Raw genomic sequence first — 23,347 nt, 5'->3', positions numbered from 1 at the left:
CCCTTTCATTGAATTACTAAAATGGCCTTGAATTACCAATACTATCTTCCAGCCAGAATAAAAATGTTAAAGTGCATACATTTTTTGATAGGAATAATACTAAGTAGTAACAAATGTTAGGGAGTACAGTTGTTTATGATAAAGGAAAAAAAGAATCAGAATCCTGCAGAAATAGTGAAAAGAGCTAAAAAGTCATCTGATTTTAAAGAGATTAAAAAAAATGTTTCAGGGGTCAAGATATTCATTTCATGCTTCACTTCACTAATCGATCACAAGACGATGGAACAAGTATTTCTTCCCTATATTAATGAATGCGAAAAAAAGACTGATCAGGCTTTTGATATTAATCAATTTAAAAACAGCATTCCTCTTGAAGAAGTAATGACAACTCAGGATGCAAAAGAAATCGAAGAGAAGCTGCATAAAGGATTTGTACTAATTACATTTGAAAATACGTCTGAAGATTGGCTTTTAGTAAACGTCAGCAATTTATCTAAAGGGATTAGAGAAACGAATGAAACAGAGAATGAATATAGTGTTACAGGGCCAAAGCTAGGGTTTGTTGAGAGTCTTGATACTAATATTCTTTTACTTCGCAGTAAGTTGAAATCTCCTTTAGTAACGACTGAAGAGCTTACTCTGGGGACACTGTCGAAAACAAGAGTTGCCATTGTTTATTTAGATGGTATTACAAATGAAAAACACATAGAAACAGTAAAAAAAAGACTGGCTAAAATAGATTTTGATATTATTTGGGATACCTCTGCTTTAGACGAAATCATTAGAGATAATTCTCATACCCCTTTTCCACTTTACTTATCTACAGAGAGACTGGATAGAATTTGTTATACGCTCTCTCTGGGACAAGTAGTTATATTCAGTGATGGTTCACCATCGGCAATATCCGGGCCTTCTACCCTGCTCGATTTTTTCATTTCACCTGAAGATTATTATTATAACTGGATTGTTGGGTCCTTCTTTCGATTAATACGAATATTTGCGATCATTTTCTCAATCTTTTCTTCCTCACTTTATGTTGCGGTTGTGACGTTTCATTATGAGGTTGTACCTGCTGATTTACTGGGACCGCTAATAGAGTCCAGAGCAAACGTTCCATTTCCGCCGGTAATGGAAGTTCTTTTTTTGGAAATGACCATTGAATTATTAAGAGAAGCAGGAGCCCGATTGCCTACAAAAGTGGGACAAACATTGGGAATTGTTGGCGGTATTGTCATTGGTCAGGCAGCTGTTATGGCAGCACTGACAAGTAATATATTATTAATTGTCGTGGCTTTATCTGCCCTGGCTTCATTCACTACACCTACTATGTCTATGTCCAATACAATTCGGCTATTAAGATTTCCCTTTATCATTATGTCATCATTGCTAGGTGGATTAGGTATTATGTTAGGGTTTGCAGTCATATTATGTCATTTGTTTAAACTAAAATCGTTTGAAACTCCTTACATGGTTCCTTTGTATCCGTTCCGGCGCAATAATTTTAAAGATAGTTTTATTAGATCACCTTACAGTGTAATTAATAAAAGGCCAGATTATTTGAGAGCTAAAGATACAATAAAATATTCATCAAAAGAGAAGAACAAAAAAAAGGAGGATATTAATGATGAATAACACATTTGTCAAAATGGGTTGTGTTATTTTATCTCTTATCCTGGCTGGATGTGTGCCTCACAATACTATTGATGAAGTCTCTTTGATGCATAATATAGGATTTGACAAAGAAGAAGAGATGTTAAAAGCAAGTGTTGTTTATCCAAATTATGCCGAGAGTGATAATCCTGCTTTGATCACAGCGGCTGCTGAAAATCCATCCAGCCTGCAGGAAGAACTTAGCCATAAATCTCAATTTCCCTTTGAAATCGGTCAGGTGAGGCTTTTGATATTTGGAGATAAACTAAGCAGAGAGGGTTTGGCACCCATATTAGACACCATCTGCAAGGATCCAAAAATCGGCATAATAAGGATTGTCATTACAGATGGATCTCCAGATCTACTACTTAGAAAAACCCTGAAGGAGAGTCCTCTATTCCTAATGAATCTGATTGAAAAAAGTATAGAAAATGAGGGAATTCCTGAAACTGACCTGCATTTAATGTATGACCAGTTTTTTGGAAGCGGTATTGATATGTCCTTTCCCAATCTCACTGTGGATTCTAAAGAAAATGTTAAAGTCGACGGAATGGGGATTTTTAAAGATGATAAATTGGCACTTAGGATTTCGGAAAAAGAAACCTTCTTATTAAAATTAATGACGGACGCAAATAAAAGAGGAGTATACAGCTTTAATCTCAACATGAATGGAAACAAAGCTAATATTGGGGTAAGAATTATCAGTGGAAAACATAAGGTCAAATTCATCAAGGACAATCTAAAGGAAAAAGTAAAAGTGAGCCTGAATTTGAATGTAGAACTTGATGCTTTGCCTGAGTGGATTAATCTGGAAAAAGAAAAGGATCTTAAACTGTTAAAAAACGCCTTACAGAAATCCATTTCAACCGAGGCTGAAATCCTTCTTAAGAAGTTTCAAGCAAATGGTGTTGATCCTATTGGTATAGGAAGAAGGTATAAAGCAAATCACGAAAATTATTCTGAACTGAGTTTTTACGATCGGATATATCCTGGTATGACATATGATGCAGATACCAAAATTACAATTAGGCAAACTGGGGTGGGAAAATAGGTGAGCGTAAAAGTAGAAAAACAATTTCAGGTTTCGGCTTTTTTCACATTCTTTCTCATTCACTCTTCACAAACCGGAATTGGGATCCTGAATTTTCAAAGCCAGGTGATTAAAGATGCTGAACAGGATGCCTGGATTTCTTTAATTATTACTTGGGTTATAACCCATATCATACTCTATATAATCTTTAAGCTGTTAGACGGGGAAACCAATGATTTAGTAGCTGTTCATCAGTATTGCTTTGGAAAAACGGCTGGGAGTATCATGTCTGTCCTGGCATTGGTTTATTTCTGGCTGGCTTCCTTGACGGTCCTTCGTGCTTATATTGAGGTCATCCAAATATGGGTGTATCCTACCATAAAAACATGGCAGCTATGCTTCATTTTCGGACTCACATTTTATTATATTATTTCAAGCGGCTTTCGCAGTCTAACCGGCTTTAGTTTCTGGGGAGTTATTTTGCCTGCTTTTCTGTTCTTTTTAATCTATTTCCCATTGAAGCATATGAATTATATTAATCTGCTCCCAGCCTTCAGTCATTCCCTCACTGAGCTATTTTTATCTTCTAAAGCCTATGCCCTGCTTTTTCTTGGTTTCGAGTGGATCCTGATGTATTATCCCTTCATTAGGAGTTCGAATAACAAAGATATTTCTAAATGGGCCCATCTCGGAAATATGTATACTTTCATCATTTACCTAGTTATAACTTTGGTATCATTCTTATACTTTAATCAGGATGTATTGAAGCATTTACCGTGGCCCACTCTGATGATGGTTAAGGTCGTTATGTTCTCTTTTCTGGAAAGATTTGAGTATATATTCGTCTTTATTTGGCTGTTAGTGATCATATCCCCTATATGTATTTCTTTGTGGGTATGTACAAGAATCGCAAAAAGAACTTTCTCAATTCCTCCTAAAGCGACTTTACTGTTCTTACTTATTGCGGAGATGATTGCTTCGGTAAACTTTAGAGAATTTAGAAGTACTGATTATCTTATCCATTTTACCGCTAATGCAGGGATCGGTTTTGTATATGTGTACCTGCCTCTCCTTCTTATTATAAAATGGATTAAGAACCATTTTATGAAGAATAGGTTAAACAAAGGTTTTTGAAAGGTCAATCTTGAACAATAAAGAGTGCCTACCTGGTTAAAGATAGGCACTCTTGGGGGAATTCCGGAAACTGATTAACCAACAACGTTTGATATAACTTCGATATTACCTTGAGTAGCTCTGGCGTAAGGGCAAACCTTATGAGCTTCCGCAACGACTTCTTCTGCCACGGTAGTTTCTACGCCTTTTACAGTGATGTCCATCGTAATGGCCAGCACATAGCCGTCGTTCGCATCCTTGCCGAGTGTAACATGAGAATCAATTGTTATACCTTCTGTTTTAATTTTCTTTTTTCTAAGAACAGTACCCATCGCACCTTGGAAACATGCCGCAAACCCTGCAGCAAACAGCTGCTCCGGATTGGTTCCAGCTCCGTCCCCGCCTAATTCCTTTGGATATCTCAAGTCTACATTCAGATTGTTATCGTCAGATACCGCTTTGCCATCTCTTCCGCCTTGAACATTTACAGTAGCCGTGTACAACTTCTTTTCTATTTTCATCATTTTTAAAACTCCCCTTTTATAATGGATTTATATTTTTTATATTGCTTCGATAATTCCACGAGCAGCTTTTGTATGAAGGGAAACTTTATATGCTCGGCAATGACTTTTCCTGCAAATTTACTTACTAGAAGGTAAGATAACTTTAAAAAGCGATCTTAGGATCTAAAGATACCCAAGGTTTAAAATTGGACAAAATTAATGGCTACCTGTTAGAGATATTATTTTTCAGTTGCAACATTCCCCATTGCAATAGAAATTCTATTCCAGCTGTTGATTTGATTGATGATTAGGACAAGGTCAATATATTGTTTCTCATCGTAATGTTCGCGTACTCGCTTATAAAGATCTTCTGGCACACGTTTTGCCGGGATTAATGTTATGTGTTCTGTTAACTCAAGAGCTGCTTTTTCTGCTTCGGTGTAAAATGTGCACTCTCTCCATGCACTTATGCAATATATACGCTGTTCCGTTTCTCCCATTTTTCTCGCATCAGCTGTGTGCATGTTAATGCAAAAGGCACAGCCGTTTATTTGAGAAGCCCGAATTTTTATAAGTTCACGAAGTTTACGGTCCAAACCTGTCGTTTTCGTATATTTCTCCATTTCCATCATTATTTTCATTGCCTCTGGTGCTAAATTGTAATAATCAATTCGTTGTTCCAATATCAATTCCTCCTTATAAGCTGATTCAACAAATAATTGAACCGCATTTTGAAATTTCAATTATGGATAGTATCAATCAGCGATTGATATTATCTATAATAAATTGTACACTTAATTATGTCAAACCTCTTTAAATGTTAATTGATTCCAATTGACCCTATTTGACAAAAAAATAAAAAATTCTTAAGATAAATTAATCTAAATTTATGAAGAGGTGTTAGTAATGCAGTATAGTATTGGGGTTGAATATGCACTTCACTGCCTCGTATATTTAATTGATAATACAGAGGATTCTTCCATTGGAATCAAGGACCTCTCCACTTTCCAGGGGATTTCCGAAACATATCTTTCAAAGATTTTCAGTAAATTATCAAAGAACGGTATTGTTAGTTCAGTTCCTGGAGTTAAGGGTGGGTATAAACTCGCAAAATCTCCAGAAGAAATTTCTTTTTGGGATGTAATTGAAGCAGTTGAAGGTCCCAAGCCGATTTTTCAATGCAAAAACATTAAAGATAATGGGTATTTGTATAGAGAAAATATCTGCTCTTCAGGCACCTCCTCCTGTACCATTAATTTAGTTATGCTCTCAGCGGAAGAAAAAATGCGTGATTTCCTGCGCAGCAAAAAACTTTCATGGTTGAATGAAGAGCTGGATCGTGTCTTGCCAAATCAAATACGTGAAGATACCCGGAAATATTTCTCCAAGAGCAATCTATAGTGCCAACCTCTCCTGAAATACCTTGATTAAGAGGCATTTGGAGAGGTTTTTTCTTTCTTCGAGAAAGAGTATCTTTCTATGGTCTATTGATAGCTATCACCATTTCCATAGCCAGCTCCACATTGGATTTATCAGCTCTCACACCAGCTAAAGATTGTTTTTTCACAACATTACAGATCTTGGTTTTGATTTAAACCCCCGTTCAATATGGCAAAAAATTATAAGTGTTTTTGTAATTAATAAAAACCTTACCCATGATGGCAAGGTTTCTGGAATCTTCTTATCTCACACTAAGCAGCCTTCCCCACTTCCCTTTTCTTCTTCTCCTTCCTCCCCTTTTTTGAAGTGAATTTTTTAATAAACCCTGCCAAACCTGAAGGGAATCCAAGCAGCACCACTATATATAAGAACCCGAGGATAATCGTCCATCTTTCGAAAATAGGGTATATCATCGCCAGCTCTGAAAGGTAATGTCTTAAGAATTCGATGATCCCCGCTCCTGCTATGGCACCAGCAAGGGTTCCCAGTCCTCCGATCATTGTCATTAAGAGAGCATCCAGGGTAACTTCAATAGAAAAGACATTGGTATTAATGAACCTTAACGATACAGCATACAGAGAACCGCTGAAGGAAGCTGCCACTCCTGCCGTTACGCTGGCAATCAGTTTATATTGAAGCGACTTATACCCTAATGCCTCGGCGCGATATTCATTCTGTGATATAGCTTTTAACACTTTGCCAGCGGACGATTCTGTAAATAGCTTCAGCAGGATAAAAACAATGGCCACACTAATGAGTGTAATGTAATAGAAGGAAGTACGGTCTTTGAATATGTCAGGCACACTGAAGGTAAATCCGTCACCGCCATGAGTAAGTCCTCTCCACTTCTCTGCCAGTACAAGGAACAGCTGGGAGACAGCCAATGTCAGCATCGCATAAAAGTGGCTTTTAAGCCTTAAGGATAACAATCCGATGATATAGCTAACCAATGCTGACAGGAGAATTCCTATAACTAAACCTAATATAAAATTTGGCAGAGTAGCGTCCAGCTGATTAAAAATAAGTGCGGTACTATAAGCGCCGATCCCAAAGAACATACAATGCCCAAAGGATACGATTCCCGTGTATCCTAACAGAATATCGAAGCTCATCGCAAATATAGCAAAAATGAAAATTTGAGTCAGTAAAATCAGCGTGCTGCGGGAGTCGTTGACAAAGGGGAACAGAAGCATAAACAGCAGAATCGCAAGCCCCCAATACAGCGGCACTTTATGAACTACCCCTCTCATACGGCACTCCCCTTTTCTCCCAGCAGCCCGGTTGGTTTCACCAATAAGACGGTGGCCAATAGGAGCATATTCAAGGCCAGTGACAAATCAGGCATATAATAAGCCATAAACGCTCCCGCGACTCCTACGATCAGGGAAGCCAGTGCTGATCCCTGCAGGCTGCCCATCCCCCCAATGATGACCACAATGAAAGCCAGTATGGCATATTGCATGCCCATTTCCGCAAAAACGACTCCAGAATACGGCGCCAATAGCGCTCCGCCTAAAGCAGCCAATCCGGCACCGAGCAGGAATACGAAGGTAAAAAGACCCTTTACATTGATTCCGAGCGCCTGTACCATTTCCTTATCCAGCACTCCAGCCCGGATCATAAGGCCAATCTGTGTACGGCTGAGCAAAAGCCATAATGCCAGATACAGCAGCAGCCCAACCACAATCACAAACACACGGTATTTAATGATGATGATTCCATCAAACTGATAGCTCCCCTCGAGCCACGCTGGAAGGTTTACCCGTATCGGATTGGGTCCCCAGAAGATTTTGATGCTTTCTGACAAGACCAGCATGCCTCCTAATGTAATCAGCAGCTGACGGACATGATTTCCGTATACAGGACGGATCAGAAATCTCTCCAATACCCAGCCCAATACCATTCCGATTGCAATGGATCCCGCAATCGCTAATAGAAAACTGTTTGTTTCTTTAAAAATCCATGCTCCTGAAAAAGCGCCCCAAACGAATAATCCGCCATGGGCAAAATTCAGGACACTCATCAGCCCGAAGATTAAAGTAAGTCCAGCAGCCAGAAGGAATATCAATAGCCCTGTTGAAACCCCATTGACCAATAAATTAATAAAGACTTCCATTTCCAGCCCTCCTTCACTGCTTACGCGATGCCCAAGTATTTCTGGCAGGTTTCCCTGTCGTCCTTTAGATCCTGCATCCAGCCATCATGGACTATTTTTCCGTCGTCCATAATGTAAAAGTAATTGCCGATTTCACTTGCCATCAGGAAGTTCTGCTCCACAAGCAGTATCGTTGTTTTTTCTTTCATTTTTAGAATTGATTCCATCAGCTTTTCAACCATAATCGGTGACAATCCTTTGCTTGGCTCATCAATCAAAAGCAGTCCATCCCCATTGATATACGCCCTCGCAATCGCCAGCATCTGCTTTTGTCCGCCGGAAAGCAAACCGCTTTTCTTGCGCCAGAATTTCTTTAAATCCGGGAAGAGTTCCAGCATCCACTCCATTTTTTCTTCCGCATCTCCAGTGCTCTTTGCCCTGGCCAGATTGAGCGTTTCTTCTATTGTCAGCGCACTGAATATTCCCTGATTCTCCGGCACATACCCGATTCCTTTCCTGGATATCAGGTGAGTAGGCATTCCGCTGATTTTCTGGTTGTGATAATGCACAGAACCCGTGGTGGATGGATTGAACCCCATGATGGAGCGCAGTGTTGTCGTTTTGCCTGCTCCATTTCTTCCGAACAGGACGGTGATGCTTCCCACTTCTACGGACATGGACACTCCCTGAAGGATGTGATATTGACCCAAATAGGTCTCAAGATTATCCAGTTTTAATAGACTCACGATGCAAGCCTCCCAAGTATGCCGTTTGAACTCTCTGATCTTTGATAATTTCCTTCGGATTGCCGCTTGCCAGGAGCTCTCCATTGAAGAGAACCACCAGAGTATCGGAAAGATGCATGACCATCTCCATCTTGTGTTCGATTAAGACAATCGTACACATGCCTTCCTTCTTAATGTTCTCAATCACTTCCAGAATGGCCGGAATCTCTTCAATCGATATGCCTGCTGTCGGCTCATCGAGCAGAAGCAGTTCTGTTTTAAGAGCCAGCAGCATGGCCAGCTCCAGTTTTCTTTTTTCTCCATGTGCCAGATCCTGTGCCAGCACATCTTCCTTGCCGCTTAGCATGCACCGCTCCATGGCCGCTTTTGCTTCATCCTGCTGGCGGCTCATGAAAGAAAGCCTTGGTAAGATTGAGTAGTAATCTTTGCTCGATGACTGGATGGCCAGCCTGATATTTTCCAGAACCGTCAGCTCCGGAAAAATATTGGTGAGCTGGAAGGAGCGGCCGATGCCCCTTCTCGCCCGTAATGGTACAGAAAGCTTTGTTACATTATCGTTTTTAAAATAAATCTCTCCCTTTGTCGGAGCGATTTGGCCGCTCAGCAGGTTAAAGAGTGTGGTCTTGCCTGCCCCATTGGGACCGATAATCGATGTCAGCTTGCCTCGCTCTATTTCCAGGTTCACTTCTTTTATGACATCATGCTCGCCAAAGGAAACCGATAGGCTTTTTGTTTCCAGAATTTTTTCCAACTTGGCGACCCCTCCTATTAATCTAATTATTCTGAAATTTTATTCGCCATTCCGGATTGGCGGCTCGGTTTCTTCCATATTCAATTCCCTGATCAGGACCGGTACTGGATGATCCACCCCTTCCTGTTCCTCGAGAGTTACTGCATACAGAGACTGCAATGCCTGGTGATCTTCAGCCCGGAATTTCATTTTTCCTTTCGGTGTCTCAAATTCCATGTTTTCCATTGTGGTGATTAAACCATCCACATCTTTATCGCCTTCTGTTTTCTTTAGTGCCTCTACAATGGAGATGGCAGCTGTCATTCCGCCGGCAGTAAACAGATCCGGAATTTCACCGTCAAATTTTTTCTTATGCTCTTCCACCAGCCAGTCGTTCACTTTATTATCCGGAAGGGTGTGATAGTAAATGGAAAAACCGCTCATGCCAATTAAGGAATCCATCGTTTTTAGTGAAGCAATGTCCTGAGCTGCAGTGGAAATTTTAATTCCCTGCTCCTCCAGCTGCATATCTTTTAACTGTTTCCATGGTGCATTGGATCCTGCCCAGACGATATAAAGGTAATCAGGCTTTTCATTTATGATGCTTTGAATATTCGCTGTGAAATCAGTGGAATTCGGGTCTGCATATTGTTCATTTACAATAGTGGCACCGAGCTTCTCCGCTCCTTCTTTAAAAGCAGCGATCCCTTCCCGGCCATAGGCATTATCCTGTGCGAAAGTCGCGATTTTCACATCTTTTTCAGCGATTGCGGCCGCACCGGCAACAGCATCCTGAGACGAATTCCTTCCTGTCCTGAAGATATATTTGTTCCAGTTCTTTCCTGTGATGCTGTCTGCAACCGCAGGCTCCACCACCATGATTTTTTCGTATTCTTCAGCGAGCGGCAATAAGGCCAATGTGTCTCCAGAGCTTGATGAACCCACTAAGAAATCCACCTCATCCTCTTCCAGCAGCTTTGTCGCTTTTCTGACTGCGACATCTGGCTTTGTTTCCGTGTCCTCCACGATAAACTCGACCTTTTTGCCGGCAACTTCATTCGATCCTTCCGTTGCATAATCGAGGCCCAGTTCAAATCCCGCTACTGTTTGCTTTCCGTACGTCTCAAGCGGACCGGTTAAGGAGGCGAGAACACCAATTTTGATTGTTTCTTCTTCTGAACTTGCCGTGTCTCCGGAACAACCTGTTATGAATAAAAGAGTGAGCACGATAAAGAGGGTTAAAGCAGACTTAATGCCATACACCTTACACTTCACTTTTCATTCCCCCTGTCTTAATTTTCTTTTCTAAAGAACTGTATTTTATGAAGCAGGCCGTCTGCGACAATAATGTTCCCGCTTCTGTCTATATCAAGACCCTGTGGTGAAAAGAAATGTCCATCTTCGCCGCTGAAAGATCCAAACTGCTCTATGAATCTGCCATTTTCATCATAGACATTCATGCGGTTGTTGGAAGTGTCAGTAACATACACACGATCCTGATTATCAATAGCAATGCCTGTAGGCAGGAACAGATCACCCGGTTCTTCGCCCCAATTCTCTAATGGATCCAGGTGGCCGCTTCCGCTGTTTGTTCCCCACTTAGCAATAAACTGGCCATTGTTATCGAACTTCTGAACCCGATTATTGATCCGGTCCACTGCATACACATTGTCCTTAGAGTCGATCGCCAGCTGCATCGGCTGAGAAAATTCGCCATTGCCAGTCCCTTTTCTGCCCCATTCTTTCATATAAATGAAAAAGGAATTAAACTTTTGTATTCGGTTATTTTCTGAGTCTGATACAAAGATATTGCCTTTGCTGTCAACGGCTACCCCGCTCGGAAATTGGAAATAGCCGCTTAATGTTCCTAAAGAGCCATAAGCTGCCAGAAAGGTCCCTGAGTTAGAGAACTTTTGAATGCGATGATTTACTGAGTCTGCCACATAGACATTGTCATAACGGTCAACCGCAATTTGCCTCGGCACAAAAAATTGACCTGCGTAACTGCCGTAGCCAAAAGGTCCGCCCGTGCCGTACATGCTTCCCCATTTGCTTACCAGACTTCCGCTTGCATTATACTTCAGGATTCGATGATTAAATGAATCTGATACAAACACGTTCCCCTTTGAATCACTTTGAACATCATATGGCCCTGCATATTGTTTGTCACCATACCGGCCCAAGCCAATCGTCATTTTGTAAGAGATGCTCATTCCGATTTCCTTGTAGACTTCAATTCGGTTATTGCCTGTATCGGTAATGAATAAATCTCCATCCTCATCTGGCAGGATTTGATTCGGATACACTAAGTTGGGAAAAATCCCTGTTGTATAGAGAAATCTGTCAGAAGCGTCAAACTTCATGATTCGGTTATTATAGGTGTCCGCTACATATAAAGCTCCAGAATTCGGTTCAAAGTTGATTCCCCTTGGATGGTAAAATTGATAGGAGCCTAATCCTGGTTCAAGTCCGCCTATTTTTCGCTTGAAGCTGCCGTTCTGATCGAATACTTGTATTCGATTATTGTACGTATCAGCAACATAGACTTCTCCCATATTGTTAATGGCAATGCCTTGAGGCAGCGCCATCTGGCCATTGCCTTTTCCATAGGAGCCGATCGTTAGGAGATACTGTCCTTCAGAATTAAATTTTTGAATGCGATGGTTAAATTCATCTGTAATGTAATAATTGTTCTGCTGATCTATCGCGATTTCTCTTGGAAAACCGAATTGATTATTCCCTTCCCCTTTAGTTCCCCAGCTTTTAATAAACTTGAATTGGGAATCGAACTTCTGAATTCGGTAGTTGCCTGTATCAGCCACCAGAATGTTCCCTTCTCGATCAATGGCAATGCCAAAAGGCATATTGAATTCTCCCGGTGAATTGCCGAGGGATCCAAATGTCTCCAGGATTTTGCCGGAGGAATCCATTTTCACGATCCGATGATTCCCCATATCTGCCATGTAAAGATTACCGGAGCTATCCTTGGCCATGGCTACCGGTGTCCTAAACTCATTGTTAGGATCACTCTCATTTCCCCACGCGTCCTGAAAGCTATAGGACGCCTCTGCAATCCCGCCGCCGGTGCTCCAAAGGGAAAATAGAAGGAAGAACAGGACAATTCCCTTTATCCTTTTCATCTTTTCTCTCCTTTCCATTGAACAACTGTCGCAGCCCACGTATACCCAGTTCCCGCACTGACTGCTACGGCAATATCCCCAGGGTTCAACAATCCCCGTTCCTGTGCAAAATGCACCCCAATGCATGGGTCAAGTGAAGACATGTGGCCATGGTGATTTAAGTAGATCGCTTTTTCTTCAGGAAGTTCAAGTGATTGTAAGAGTTCTTTGAACATGGAACGTTTTGTATGCAGTGGCAATAGGAGTTTCATATCTTGTGGAGTATAACCGCTTCTATGGAGTGCTTCGCGAACTACATGATCAAAATTTGCAATCGATACAGGATCGAGCCTTTCTTTCATAGATTGCGGATCCTTCACATCAATATAATGGAGGTTTTTCTCAACTGTTTCGCGGCTGGCAAAATGTTTGGATCCCCCAGCAGGCGTTCGGACATCATCATGGAAGGAACCATCTGTCAGAATGGCACTTCCGAGAATTTCGCTCTGGGAGGAATCCCTGGTGACCAGTGCAGCAGTGCCTCCATCTGCAAAGTTGAACATGAAGCGTGACCGTGGGTTCGCATAATCGATAATTTGTGACTCTTTGCATCCCCCTGCTAGCAGGATATTTTGAATTGACTGATCTGAAGCGATCATGTCTTTTGCCACCTTCAACGCAATCGGAAAACAGGAGCTGACATTCATGATTTCAAACGCGTAGGCATTTTTCGCCCCTAATTCATGCTGTATTTTCGGAGCGCTTGACCAGACATAATAATCCTTATGAGGGCTGCCAAAATAGATGACGACATCGATGGACAGCGGGTCAATCCCTTTGAGGGCCTCCCTTCCCGCCCCAATGGCCAAGTCAGAGGCATGAAGACCATCATCCGCAACATGCTTTTGGACCAAACCGAACTTTTCGATAATTACCTGTTCGGGTATGCCCGTCTTTACAGCCAGGTCGGCTGCCGTTTCAATTCCAGGAGGAAAAAAAACTCCTGTTGATTTAATGCCGATTCCCATCAGATTACCCCTCCATTTTCAGGCACCATCATCTTGGCTGTGCCCGTCAAAACTAGTGTTCCTTCCTGGTTAAAGCACTCTGTCAGGAGTGTCAGTATTCGCCTTTCCTGGTCAATTTCCTGAACGGTTCCTTTTGCAGTAACCGTATCTCCTATAAAAACAGGGGACTTAAACCGGATGGTCTGTTCTACATAAATGGATCCTTTTCCTGGGAGATGCACACCCAATAGCTGGGATAATAAACTGGATGTTAAGAGACCATGGGCTATGCGCTGTTTGAACCTCGTTTTTTTGGCGTATTCCCCGTCTATGTGGACCGGATTGAAGTCACCGCTTAATCCTGCAAACATCACAAAATCTGTTTCTGTGATGGTTTTGCTGCAGGAAGCCTGCTGGCCGACACTATAACTGATCACCTTTTCACCCTCTTACTAAAAGTTGTGTTTTCTGTATTTTTCCCGTGGCATTTTTCGGGAGCTCGTTTAAAAATGTTACCTTCTTTGGAATCTTATATTTTGCAAGATTGCCATGACAGTGTTGAACAACATCATCTTCAGTTAAAGCGCTTCCATTTTCTTTTACAATAAACGCTTCAGGCACTTCACCCCAAAGAGGATCGGCATTCCCAACCACGGCAACCTCTGAAACATCCTTTAACTGACTGATCACTTGCTCTACTTCAAGGGGGTAAATATTTTCCCCGCCTGAAATGATCATTTCTTTCTTCCTGCCTGCAATGTATAGGAATCCTTCTTCATCCGTTTTGGCTAGATCCCCTGTCAGGAGCCATCCATCTTTCAGTGCATCCATAGTGGCATCAGGCCGGTTCCAATATTCCTTCATGATATTTGGCCCTCTCACCGCAAGCTCGCCAACTTCACCTTTTGCAGCCTCACTGCCCTCTGAATCTATCAGCTTGTATTCGGAAAATAACACCGGCTTGCCGATCGATCCTCTTTTCCGCGATGCATCCTCTTTTGTGAGCATGAATAGTGTAGGAGACGTCTCCGTCATTCCAAAGCCCTGGCCAAACAGAAACCCTCTATCAAAATAGGCATCTATTAACTCATGCGGACATGGTGCTCCTCCATTATAGAACCAGCGGACTGTGCTCAAATCAGCCGTTTGGAATGATGGGCTTGTCAGCAGTGCCTGATGAATGGTCGGAACCCCCATCACAATGGACACCTTATGTTTTTCAATCATCGCGAGCGCTTTTTCAGGCTCAAACTTTCCTGGGATGACAATGGTTCCGCCTGAAAATAAGGACGGAAAGGCAAACAGCCCGATTCCCCCTATATGAAACAGCGGAAGCAGCACGATACAGCGATCCTCTGACGTTAAATCAATCGCAAGCTTGTTATTCACGGCATTCCAGAACATATTGCTCTGTGTCAGCACGGCCCCTTTCGGTTTGCCGGTGGTCCCGGAGGTGTAGCAGATAATGTATGGAGCTTCCTCGTCAATTGGATTCTCATTAGCAAGGCTCGTTTGAGTACCCTGGCATAAGTCCTCCATAAACTCCAAACTCTGGAGTTCGCTTTGTTCAACGAGGGAGGACACAAACCCTGCATTTTCTTTTTCGGCAAAAATCACCTTTGAGCCACTGTCGTTGAGCTGGAATATTAGTTCCTTCGCACTTAGCCGAATATTGAGAGGGACGGCCACACATTCTGCCTTTGCAATAGCAAATAGAAGGACTATGTATTCAATCCGGTTGTGCGACAGAATGGCGATGCGTTCCCCTTTTCTTCCCTGCAGCTTTTCATGGATTTTCACAGCAGCTGAATCGATCATTTTATCCAGCTGCCTGTAGGACACCTTATCGTTATCTGTTATGACTGCTGTTCGATCTGGATGTGTATATGCCCATTTTTGAATCCAATAGGCAATCCCTTTCATCGAACTCCCCCTCTTTACTTTTTTAACCCCTGGAAGATAAGTGTCATCGCGGCATCAAATGCTTCTTCAGGAACTTCTTTCTTTTCCCAATACACCCATCTCATGCCTAGGAACTGTCCAATCGACATTAAACAGTAAGCAACTGTCTCCTGATCAAGGTCCTTAAACTCTCCGGCTTCAATTCCTTGAGAAAGACTCTTTAAAAATCCGTTGGCCAGCTTCCCGTAATACCAGCGGAACAGCTCCTGATCCACTACGACCGCCTGCTGGACAATGCTGTACAAATTCGGATGATTTTTGACCCAGCTGAAGAAAGCGAAAAAGCCATTTCGCTGTGCTTCCTCAAATGAAGAGCTTCCTGCCATTCCTTCTTTAATCGCAATGCGCAGATCCCGGCTGTAGCTGCGGATCAGCTCATCATAAATATCTTTCTTGGAAGGAAAGTAATTATAAAAGGTTCCCTGAGCGACTTTGGCTTCCTGAGAAATATTGACGATGGAAGTCTCAAAATATCCCTTCTGCCCAAAAACCTCTTCAGCTGCTTTTAACAGTTTTTCACGCGTTTCCATTCCTCTTGGAGTTAGTACTTTTTCCTCAGTCACATTCTTAACTGACACCTGAATCACCTCTCAACTTTATTATAAATAATATTCTTAAAATTACAACAATAATTTTTAATTTTTTTCTGGCTATTAAGTATTGGTGTTTAAAATCCAATTAGAAGAACCCCGTATACTAGTAGTAACGGGGTTAAATAATCTATTAAATTTATGAGATTAGACATTCATAATAGATAGTTTCCCAATCTTATCACATTCCAATGCAAACCAAATCGTTTTCCCATCCCTGCTTGAAATGCCATGCGGTTCAGCATTGGGAGTTTCAATCGGATACTCCTCAATCATCCCATTGTCTGCAATTCTTCCAATTTTATTTGCTCCCCACTCCGTGAACCATAGTTCATTGCCTGCCCCAGCTGTGATGGCATGCGGGCGGGCGCTCGGGGTTGGAATTTCATATTCCGTTATTTCTCCTGAGGTGGTAATCCGTCCTATTTTATTGCCGATAATCTCGACAAACCATAGTGCACCATCGTTACCTTTCGTAATCCCAACCGGCCCAGATGCTGGAGTAGGAATTGGAAACTCTGTCACTTCTCCATTTTCCGTAATTCTTCCAATCGCGTTATTTTGGTTTTCTGTGAACCATAGGGCATCATCAGATCCCAGCGTAATAAATGCTGGGTACGAACCTTGAGTTGGAAGGTCGTATTCATTGATTGAGCCGTCTTCCTGAATCCGCCCAATACGGTTTCCATTCATTTCGGTAAACCAGATATCGCCGTTCGACCCTTCTGTAATCCCATAAGGTGCTGAATCTGAATGGGGCAAGGGATATTCTTGAACAATTCCTTCTTTTGTTATTTTCCCAATGTTGTTGGCTGCATTCTCGGTAAACCAGGTCTCTCCTTTTGATGACACCATTACGCACATGACTTTTGCATCCGGTGTCGGCAGCGGGTACTCTGTCAGTTCCCCATCCAATCCAATGCAGCTTATCCTATTGGCTTTATGCTGTGTAAACCAGACTTCTCCCCGATCTGAAACAGCAATTCCGTATGGGCCTGTATTTTTACTGGCAAGATTGATTTCCTGTAATTGAAATTCCATATGGTTCCCTCCGAACACTGAAATTTTTTCAAAAACAAAAAGCCCCCTATCTCGTTTTTCCGAGACAGGAGGCAGTGTAGCACAAACATAGACTTAAATAGGCTTTTCGATTAGTTCAGCCCTCTTCATGTCAAAAAGCACACACCTTAATCTTATCTCAGAAAAACAATCGATAAATAAAGCCCATTCCCACACATTTCAGAACTGAACTTGAGGCTATAATATCGATTTTCTCTAAAGCCAGGATTATCGAATCATGTGCTTTTCTTCACCCTTTCGACTATGGATATTTTAACTGTAAGGTATTTATTGGGTGAAGTCAAATGGTGCTTGGCCAATACTAAGATTAATTGGTAAAGAATCGGAAGAATATTAAGAAATATATAAACAGCCTTCTTTTGCAGCAGTAATTAATTATATAATAGAGTGCTGGAATATATAGAAAGGTTGAGACATCATGAAAAAGGTTCTTTCAAATTACAAACTAACCATCTTCCTGCTTCTCTCCATCTTGATCGGCGGAATAGCCGGAGTGGTTTTTGGCCCGAAGACAGCGGTTGTGAAGCCGTTTGGGGATTTATTCTTAAATTTATTGTTTATGATTATTGTTCCGCTCGTCTTTTTTAGCATCGCTTCGAGCCTTGCGAATATGGGCGGAATGAAAAGGCTTGGAAAGATTATGGCCGGGATATTCACCGTCTTTTTCATTACGGCTGTCATATCTGCCATCCTGGGTTTCATCGGTATCTCGATAGTAGACCCGCTCAAAGATACAGATATCTCTGCCATTAAGAGCATTATGACGGAGGCAGCTATTGACCCTGAAGCAGAAGATGTCACGTTCCTCGGTCAGCTGGTCCAGGCGTTCACGGTTCCTGATTTCCAGATGCTGTTTTCAAAAAATAACATGCTGCAGCTGATTGTCTTTTCAATTTTATTCGGACTGGCCACTGCGATGTCTGGTGATAAGGGCAAGCCGATTGCGAATCTTCTTTCTTCTGGTTCCGCTGTCATGATGAAGATTGTTGGATTTGTGATGTACTATGCACCAATTGGTCTTGGCTGTTATTTCGCAACCATCATTGGTGAGCTTGGCCCGCAGATTCTTGGCGGATATGTACGTGTATTTGTTCTTTATCTTGTCTTAACGCTTATTTACTTCTTTGGTTTCTTTACGCTGTATGCCTTTGCGGCTGGCGGTAAAGATGGCGTCAGGGTGTTCTGGAAAAATGCCATCACACCTTCTGTCAGTGCGATTGCTACATGCTCCAGTGCAGCTTGTATTCCGATTAACCTGGCTGCTGTCAGAAAGATGGGTGTTCCGCAGGATATTGCTGAGACGATGATCCCTCTTGGGGCTAACACGCATAAAGATGGATCTGTACTTGGCGGAGTGTTTAAGATTGTTTTCCTGTTCAGCTTGTTTGGAAAAGACATGTCGAGCATGACAAGCATTCTGACCATTCTTGCCGTTTCATTCCTGGTTGGAGCTGTGATGGGTGCTATCCCTGGCGGCGGGATGATTGGCGAGATGCTGATTTTAAGTGTCTTCGGTTTTCCGCCTGAAGTACTTCCGATTATCGCTGTCATCTCTACTATCATTGATGCACCGGCAACCCTTTTGAATTCAGCCGGCAACACGGTTTCGGCCATGATGGTCAGCCGATTTGTTGAGGGAAAGAATTGGCTGAAGGAATCATTTGCCTTGAAATAAAGCTATTGAAGCGAGTAATAAGAGAGGCTTGAAGGATACACACCTTCCAGCCTCTCTTTTTGATCGATCATTCAATAAAATACATCTTACCATTGACCTCAAGTGATACGGATGATTGTTTCATTTCTTCCTTTAAAGATTTGGCATAGGCAACTACTTCCTTAAATCTTTTTCTTATCTAGATCTTCTGCAAAGCTGTACACGATGGTCACTTTATCCTTAACAAGCTGCTCTTCATCAGATATCCATGCTCCTGTTCCATCAACAGCTGTTGCCCCTCCAAACATTCCCGAAAACTTTTCTAATGTTTTGTTAACATAGGGAGTATTATCAATTGGCTGATCAACATCATAGGTGGACGGCACATAAATTTTTACCACGTCTTCAAGATAATATTGTCCTTTTAAGGCTGATTGGTGCTTACCGTTCGCTGCTTCCGGCTGCCCTGCAGAATAGACAGCACTTCCCAATAAGCAAAGAAACAGGATGAGAGGGGTCATCCAATAGGCAAATCTTTTCCTTTCCAAAACTTCCACTCCTTTGTTTAAAACTTTGCTGCCGTAAAAAAGGTGTATTTCTATCAGTGATTATAGCTTCAGTCATTAAATTATTCATGGTATTTTCTTACTTATTTTCATATATACGTGTATATCCTTTTAACTAATTCATCTCGCTTTTTTGTCAACTCTATCACTGTTGTCCCGGCCGCCCTTGAATTTAGCCGGCAACTAAGTTTCAGCCATGATGGTCCCCCGAATTGTTTTGGGGAAGAATGGCTGAAGTAAAATAAATGTATTTGTGAACTCTTTAAAAGGCTGGAATTAATTATAAATACCGGTATCATTTATGTAACAGGATAAGGAGAGCTATATAGGAGTTTAATGGCCTTACAGATTTTGATTCACGTTTCACTATTATCCCTGCACCTAACAAGTAAATAGAATAAGAGCCAGATTAATAGGATACAATAGCATCCTTTAATCTGGCTCCGTTTTTTATTTCAAAGTAATTAGCGCATTTAATGAACCTCTATTTTTGCTGGAAACAGAAATTCCAGAACCGCCCTTTTCCTGAATAATTTCCAAAACTACCTTGGTATTAACCACTGCTGCATCAACTCTATATATTTTCTCGGATCCAGGTCCCAGGGTATCTTCGCACGAAGGGTTATCATTAATTGAAAGTGATTCTTTAGTTTCTGAATCTTTATCGTAAGCATTCAGCTTAAATGTCCGGCTATTTTCTTCGCTGCTATTCTTTATTTTCACAAGTAACTTTTCTTTTCCTTTAGCTGGAATACTGCATCTTGATACGTTCCTTTTAGCCATCTAATCTCCTCCTTTTCTTATTTTATTCTTCTTTTTTGAGGTGGTTAATAGCATCCAGGATTGCTTGACGATTATTGTTTCCATCTTGGCTCATTTGCTGAAGTGTGCTTTTCAAGCTCGCAATTAATAGATCATCATTATTAGAGCCTTGATTTCCTCTTAAAGCTTCAAGTAATGCGATTTGTGATAGTGCTATTGCTAAGAAAGAAGCGTTATTATCGCAATAGCCGATCATTACGTTATGCCCTGTATTTGCAATAATTCTATTATTATCAAAACTATTATTTGCTTCTGCTTCTGCTTCCGCCTCTGCCTCTGCTTCCGCCTCCGCTTCTGCTTCTGCTTCTGCCTCTGCTTCCGCCTCCGCTTCTGCCTCTGCTTCCGCTTCCGCCTCCGCTTCTGCCTCTGCTTCCGCCTCCGCTTCCGCCTCCGCTTCTGCCTCCGCTTCCGCCTCCGCTTCTGCCTCTGCTTCCGCTTCTGCCTCTGCTTCTGCTTCCGCTTCTGCTTCTGCTTCTGCTTCCGCTTCCGCTTCTGCTTCTGCTTCTGCTTCTGCTTCTGCTTCTGCCTCTGCTTCTGCTTCCGCTTCCGCTTCTGCTTCTGCTTCCGCTTCTGCCTCCGCTTCCGCTTCTGCTTCCGCTTCCGCTTCTGCCTCCGCTTCTGCTTCCGCTTCCGCCTCTGCCTCTGCTTCTGCCTCCGCTTCTGCTTCTGCTTCCGCTTCTGCCTCTGCTTCTGCTTCCGCTTCTGCCTCTGCTTCTGCCCAAGCTTCTGCTTCTGCCTCTGCCTCTGCCTCTGCTTCTGCTTCTGCTTCCGCTTCCGCCTCTGCTTCCGCCTCTGCTTCTGCCTCCGCTTCTGCTTCTGCTTCTGCCTCTGCTTCTGCTTCCGCTTCCGCTTCTGCCTCTGCTTCTGCTTCCGCTTCTGCCTCTGCTTCTGCTTCTGCTTCTGCCTCTGCTTCTGCCTCCGCTTCTGCTTCTGCCTCTGCTTCTGCTTCCGCTTCTGCCTCTGCTTCTGCTTCCGCTTCTGCCTCTGCTTCTGCTTCCGCTTCTGCCTCTGCTTCTGCTTCTGCCTCTGCTTCTGCCCAAGCTTCTGCTTCTGCCTCTGCTTCTGCTTCTGCTTCTGCCTCTGCTTCTGCATCAGCCTCTGCTTCCGCTTCTGCCTCTGCCTCTGCCTCTGCTTCTGCCTCCGCTTCTGCTTCCGCTTCTGCCTCTGCTTCCGCTTCTGCCTCTGCTTCTGCTTCTGCTTCCGCTTCTGCCTCTGCTTCTGCTTCTGCTTCTGCTTCTGCTTCTGCCTCCGCTTCTGCTTCCGCTTCTGCCTCTGCTTCTGCTTCTGCTTCCGCTTCCGCTTCCGCTTCTGCTTCTGCTTCTGCCTCTGCTTCTGCTTCCGCCTCTGCTTCCGCTTCCGCTTCTGCCTCTGCTTCTGCCTCCGCTTCTGCTTCTGCCTCTGCTTCCGCTTCTGCTTCTGCTTCTGCCTCTGCTTCTGCCTCTGCCTCTGCTTCTGCCTCTGCCTCTGCTTCTGCTTCTGCCTCTGCTTCCGCTTCTGCCTCTGCTTCCGCTTCTGCTTCTGCTTCTGCCTCTGCTTCCGCTTCTGCTTCTGCCTCTGCTTCCGCCTCTGCTTCCGCCTCTGCCTCTGCTTCTGCTTCTGCCTCTGCTTCTGCCTCTGCTTCCGCCTCCGCTTCCGCCTCTGCTTCCGCTTCTGCTTCTGCTTCCGCCTCTGCTTCTGCTTCTGCTTCCGCTTCCGCCTCTGCTTCCGCCTCTGCTTCTGCCTCCGCTTCTGCTTCTGCTTCTGCTTCCGCTTCTGCTTCCGCTTCTGCCTCTGCTTCTGCCTCTGCTTCTGCTTCCGCTTCCGCCTCTGCCTCTGCTTCCGCTTCTGCCTCTGCTTCCGCCTCCGCTTCCGCTTCTGCTTCTGCCTCCGCTTCTGCTTCTGCCTCTGCTTCTGCCTCTGCCTCTGCCTCTGCTTCTGCCTCCGCTTCTGCTTCCGCTTCTGCCTCTGCTTCTGCCCAAGCTTCTGCTTCTGCTTCTGCTTCTGCCTCTGCTTCTGCTTCTGCTTCTGCTTCCGCTTCTGCCTCTGCTTCTGCTTCCGCTTCCGCTTCTGCTTCTGCTTCTGCTTCTGCCTCTGCATCAGCTTCCGCTTCTGCCTCTGCCTCTGCTTCTGCTTCTGCCTCTGCTTTCGCTTCTGCCTCTGCTTCCGCTTCCGCCTCCGCTTCTGCCTCTGCTTCCGCTTCCGCCTCTGCTTCTGCCTCTGCTTCTGCTTCCGCCTCTGCTTCTGCTTCAGCCTCTGCTTCTGCTTCCGCTTCTGCCTCTGCTTCTGCCTCCGCTTCTGCTTCTGCTTCCGCTTCCGCTTCTGCTTCTGCTTCCGCTTCTGCCTCTGCCTCCGCTTCTGCCTCTGCCTCCGCTTCTGCCTCTGCCTCCGCTTCTGCCTCTGCCTCTGCTTCTGCCTCTGCCTCTGCCTCTGCCTCTGCTTCTGCCTCTGCCTCTGCCTCTGCCTCTGCTTCCGCTTCCGCCTCTGCTTCAGCTTCCGCCTCCGCCTCTGCTTCCGCTTCTGCCTCTGCTTCTGCCTCTGCCTCTGCTTCTGCCTCTGCTTCTGCCTCTGCTTCCGCCTCTGCATCAGCTTCCGCCTTCGCCTCTGCTTCCGCTTCTGCCTCTGCTTCTGCTTCCGCCTCTGCTTCTGCTTCCGCCTCTGCTTCCGCCTCTGCATCTGCTTCTGCTTCCGCATTTGCATCTGCCGTGGCTTCTGCTGTTGCCGTGGCTTCCACTTCTGCTTCTGCTTCTGCTTCTGCAATGTTATAGCCTAATTCAAATAATCTCTCAAGATAATCATTTTTTATGCTTTGGTAATCCACTTTTGAAATGTCATTATTGTTCTCAAGTGACTGTAATTTCTCAAGCAATCTTTGAATTTTTTTCAATTTGTTTTTTTTCTTTTGCCAACCCATTTCTTCCTCCTTTCTGATTATAAATTGCTCCTGACCTGTCTATTTCTAGGATTAATAATCTAATATAATGAAAGCGAAGGAACGAGATTAATAATCAGTCTTTTTTTTGTTGGTTACCTTTATTCTTAAGTTGTTGGCATCTGACATTCTTCTGATTAATGCCTTACTCTTCTTCCGTTTCTGCCTCTGATAATTGACTTTGTAATTTCTCCACTTTGGATTGCAGCTTTTTCATGGACTTTTCATTTTCTTCTGTATTACCTAGCTGACTCAATTCACCACGTAATTTTTCCACTTTTGCTTTTTTTCTGCTTACCTTCCGATTACGCAAATAGATTCACACCCTTTTT

Annotated in this window: 22 protein-coding genes; 5 read left to right on the top strand and 17 right to left on the bottom strand. The window is 43.4% G+C overall.

All coding sequences use genetic code 11. The features are described 5' to 3' along the window. Positions 1-135: 135 nt before the first annotated feature. From DFO72_RS10385 to DFO72_RS10375, 3 genes are read left to right on the top strand one after another with little or no spacing between them, the layout of a single operon-like run. Positions 136-1,632 (top strand): spore germination protein, encoded by a 1,497-nt coding sequence (locus DFO72_RS10385; protein ID WP_113881625.1) that lies wholly within the window; start codon positions 136-138, stop codon positions 1,630-1,632. Beyond that, on the top strand, positions 1,622-2,701 hold the full coding sequence (locus DFO72_RS10380; RefSeq protein WP_113881624.1) for a Ger(x)C family spore germination protein: 1,080 nt from the start codon (positions 1,622-1,624) through the stop codon (positions 2,699-2,701). The genes DFO72_RS10385 and DFO72_RS10380 overlap by 11 nt, the downstream gene beginning before the upstream one ends. After that, the gene (locus DFO72_RS10375) at positions 2,702-3,814 is read left to right on the top strand and encodes a GerAB/ArcD/ProY family transporter (RefSeq protein ID WP_113881623.1); all 1,113 of its coding nucleotides are present in this window, start codon (positions 2,702-2,704) and stop codon (positions 3,812-3,814) included. A gap of 74 nt (positions 3,815-3,888) precedes the next feature. Here the strand turns inward: DFO72_RS10375 and DFO72_RS10370 are convergent, their stop codons facing one another. Continuing rightward, positions 3,889-4,317 (bottom strand): organic hydroperoxide resistance protein, encoded by a 429-nt coding sequence (locus tag DFO72_RS10370; protein ID WP_113881622.1) that lies wholly within the window; start codon positions 4,315-4,317, stop codon positions 3,889-3,891. Between the two features lie 218 nt (positions 4,318-4,535). Then, the gene (locus DFO72_RS10365; RefSeq protein WP_113881621.1) at positions 4,536-4,979 is read right to left on the bottom strand and encodes a carboxymuconolactone decarboxylase family protein; all 444 of its coding nucleotides are present in this window, start codon (positions 4,977-4,979) and stop codon (positions 4,536-4,538) included. 223 nt (positions 4,980-5,202) lie between these two features. Here DFO72_RS10365 and DFO72_RS10360 point away from each other — a divergent pair, with 223 nt between their 5' ends. Beyond that, on the top strand, positions 5,203-5,697 hold the full coding sequence (locus DFO72_RS10360) for an Rrf2 family transcriptional regulator (RefSeq protein ID WP_113881620.1): 495 nt from the start codon (positions 5,203-5,205) through the stop codon (positions 5,695-5,697). A 290-nt stretch (positions 5,698-5,987) separates the two neighbouring features. Here DFO72_RS10360 and DFO72_RS10355 read toward each other — a convergent pair whose 3' ends face one another. The 11 genes from DFO72_RS10355 to DFO72_RS10305 all read right to left on the bottom strand — a co-directional run bounded on the left by DFO72_RS10355 (position 5,988) and on the right by DFO72_RS10305 (position 17,026). Beyond that, entirely contained in the window at positions 5,988-6,941 is a 954-nt protein-coding gene (locus DFO72_RS10355) for a branched-chain amino acid ABC transporter permease (RefSeq protein ID WP_113881709.1), read from the bottom strand. 41 nt (positions 6,942-6,982) lie between these two features. Beyond that, positions 6,983-7,852: a branched-chain amino acid ABC transporter permease gene (locus DFO72_RS10350; protein ID WP_113881619.1), complete on the bottom strand. Its 870-nt coding sequence runs from the start codon at positions 7,850-7,852 to the stop codon at positions 6,983-6,985. A 20-nt stretch (positions 7,853-7,872) separates the two neighbouring features. Continuing rightward, positions 7,873-8,577, bottom strand: a complete 705-nt coding sequence (locus DFO72_RS10345; protein ID WP_113881618.1) for an ABC transporter ATP-binding protein — start codon at positions 8,575-8,577, stop codon at positions 7,873-7,875. Then, entirely contained in the window at positions 8,555-9,328 is a 774-nt protein-coding gene (locus DFO72_RS10340; RefSeq protein WP_113881617.1) for an ABC transporter ATP-binding protein, read from the bottom strand. Before DFO72_RS10340 ends, DFO72_RS10345 begins: the two co-directional genes overlap by 23 nt. A 39-nt stretch (positions 9,329-9,367) precedes the next feature. Then, positions 9,368-10,570: a substrate-binding domain-containing protein gene (locus DFO72_RS10335; protein ID WP_113881708.1), complete on the bottom strand. Its 1,203-nt coding sequence runs from the start codon at positions 10,568-10,570 to the stop codon at positions 9,368-9,370. A gap of 29 nt (positions 10,571-10,599) precedes the next feature. Then, on the bottom strand, positions 10,600-12,447 hold the full coding sequence (locus tag DFO72_RS10330; RefSeq protein ID WP_243856118.1) for a 6-bladed beta-propeller: 1,848 nt from the start codon (positions 12,445-12,447) through the stop codon (positions 10,600-10,602). Then, complete coding sequence (locus tag DFO72_RS10325; protein ID WP_113881616.1) at positions 12,444-13,454, bottom strand: 3-oxoacyl-ACP synthase; 1,011 nt, start codon at positions 13,452-13,454, stop codon at positions 12,444-12,446. The genes DFO72_RS10330 and DFO72_RS10325 overlap by 4 nt, the downstream gene beginning before the upstream one ends. Continuing rightward, positions 13,454-13,870 (bottom strand): MaoC family dehydratase, encoded by a 417-nt coding sequence (locus DFO72_RS10320; protein WP_113881615.1) that lies wholly within the window; start codon positions 13,868-13,870, stop codon positions 13,454-13,456. The genes DFO72_RS10325 and DFO72_RS10320 overlap by 1 nt, the downstream gene beginning before the upstream one ends. Positions 13,871-13,874: 4 nt before the next feature. After that, positions 13,875-15,356 carry an o-succinylbenzoate--CoA ligase gene (locus tag DFO72_RS10315; RefSeq protein WP_113881614.1) on the bottom strand — a complete coding sequence of 494 codons (1,482 nt, stop codon included), beginning with the start codon at positions 15,354-15,356 and terminating at the stop codon, positions 13,875-13,877. Between the two features lie 14 nt (positions 15,357-15,370). Further along, positions 15,371-15,925: a TetR/AcrR family transcriptional regulator gene (locus DFO72_RS10310; RefSeq protein ID WP_395858156.1), complete on the bottom strand. Its 555-nt coding sequence runs from the start codon at positions 15,923-15,925 to the stop codon at positions 15,371-15,373. Between the two features lie 207 nt (positions 15,926-16,132). Continuing rightward, positions 16,133-17,026 carry a Vgb family protein gene (locus DFO72_RS10305; protein ID WP_113881612.1) on the bottom strand — a complete coding sequence of 298 codons (894 nt, stop codon included), beginning with the start codon at positions 17,024-17,026 and terminating at the stop codon, positions 16,133-16,135. A gap of 457 nt (positions 17,027-17,483) precedes the next feature. Here DFO72_RS10305 and DFO72_RS10300 point away from each other — a divergent pair, with 457 nt between their 5' ends. Beyond that, positions 17,484-18,740 carry a dicarboxylate/amino acid:cation symporter gene (locus tag DFO72_RS10300; RefSeq protein ID WP_113881611.1) on the top strand — a complete coding sequence of 419 codons (1,257 nt, stop codon included), beginning with the start codon at positions 17,484-17,486 and terminating at the stop codon, positions 18,738-18,740. A 161-nt stretch (positions 18,741-18,901) separates the two neighbouring features. On the opposite strand, the gene DFO72_RS29895 is transcribed toward DFO72_RS10300, so the two are convergent. The 4 genes from DFO72_RS29895 to DFO72_RS29440 form a co-directional block, all read right to left on the bottom strand. Continuing rightward, complete coding sequence (locus DFO72_RS29895) at positions 18,902-19,267, bottom strand: DUF3574 domain-containing protein (protein ID WP_243856117.1); 366 nt, start codon at positions 19,265-19,267, stop codon at positions 18,902-18,904. Between the two features lie 468 nt (positions 19,268-19,735). Beyond that, a complete protein-coding gene (locus DFO72_RS10290) occupies positions 19,736-20,068 on the bottom strand; it encodes a hypothetical protein (protein WP_113881610.1) in 333 nt (110 codons plus the stop codon). A gap of 22 nt (positions 20,069-20,090) precedes the next feature. Beyond that, positions 20,091-22,997: a hypothetical protein gene (locus tag DFO72_RS29755; RefSeq protein ID WP_208326889.1), complete on the bottom strand. Its 2,907-nt coding sequence runs from the start codon at positions 22,995-22,997 to the stop codon at positions 20,091-20,093. A 163-nt stretch (positions 22,998-23,160) separates the two neighbouring features. Continuing rightward, on the bottom strand, positions 23,161-23,328 hold the full coding sequence (locus DFO72_RS29440; RefSeq protein ID WP_166672459.1) for a hypothetical protein: 168 nt from the start codon (positions 23,326-23,328) through the stop codon (positions 23,161-23,163). Between the last annotated feature and the right edge of the window lie 19 nt (positions 23,329-23,347).

Source organism: Cytobacillus oceanisediminis (assembly GCF_004366035.1).
GTDB classification, from domain to species: domain Bacteria; phylum Bacillota; class Bacilli; order Bacillales; family Cytobacillaceae; genus Cytobacillus; species Cytobacillus oceanisediminis_C.
This window is presented reverse-complemented; position numbering and strand designations above follow the sequence as displayed.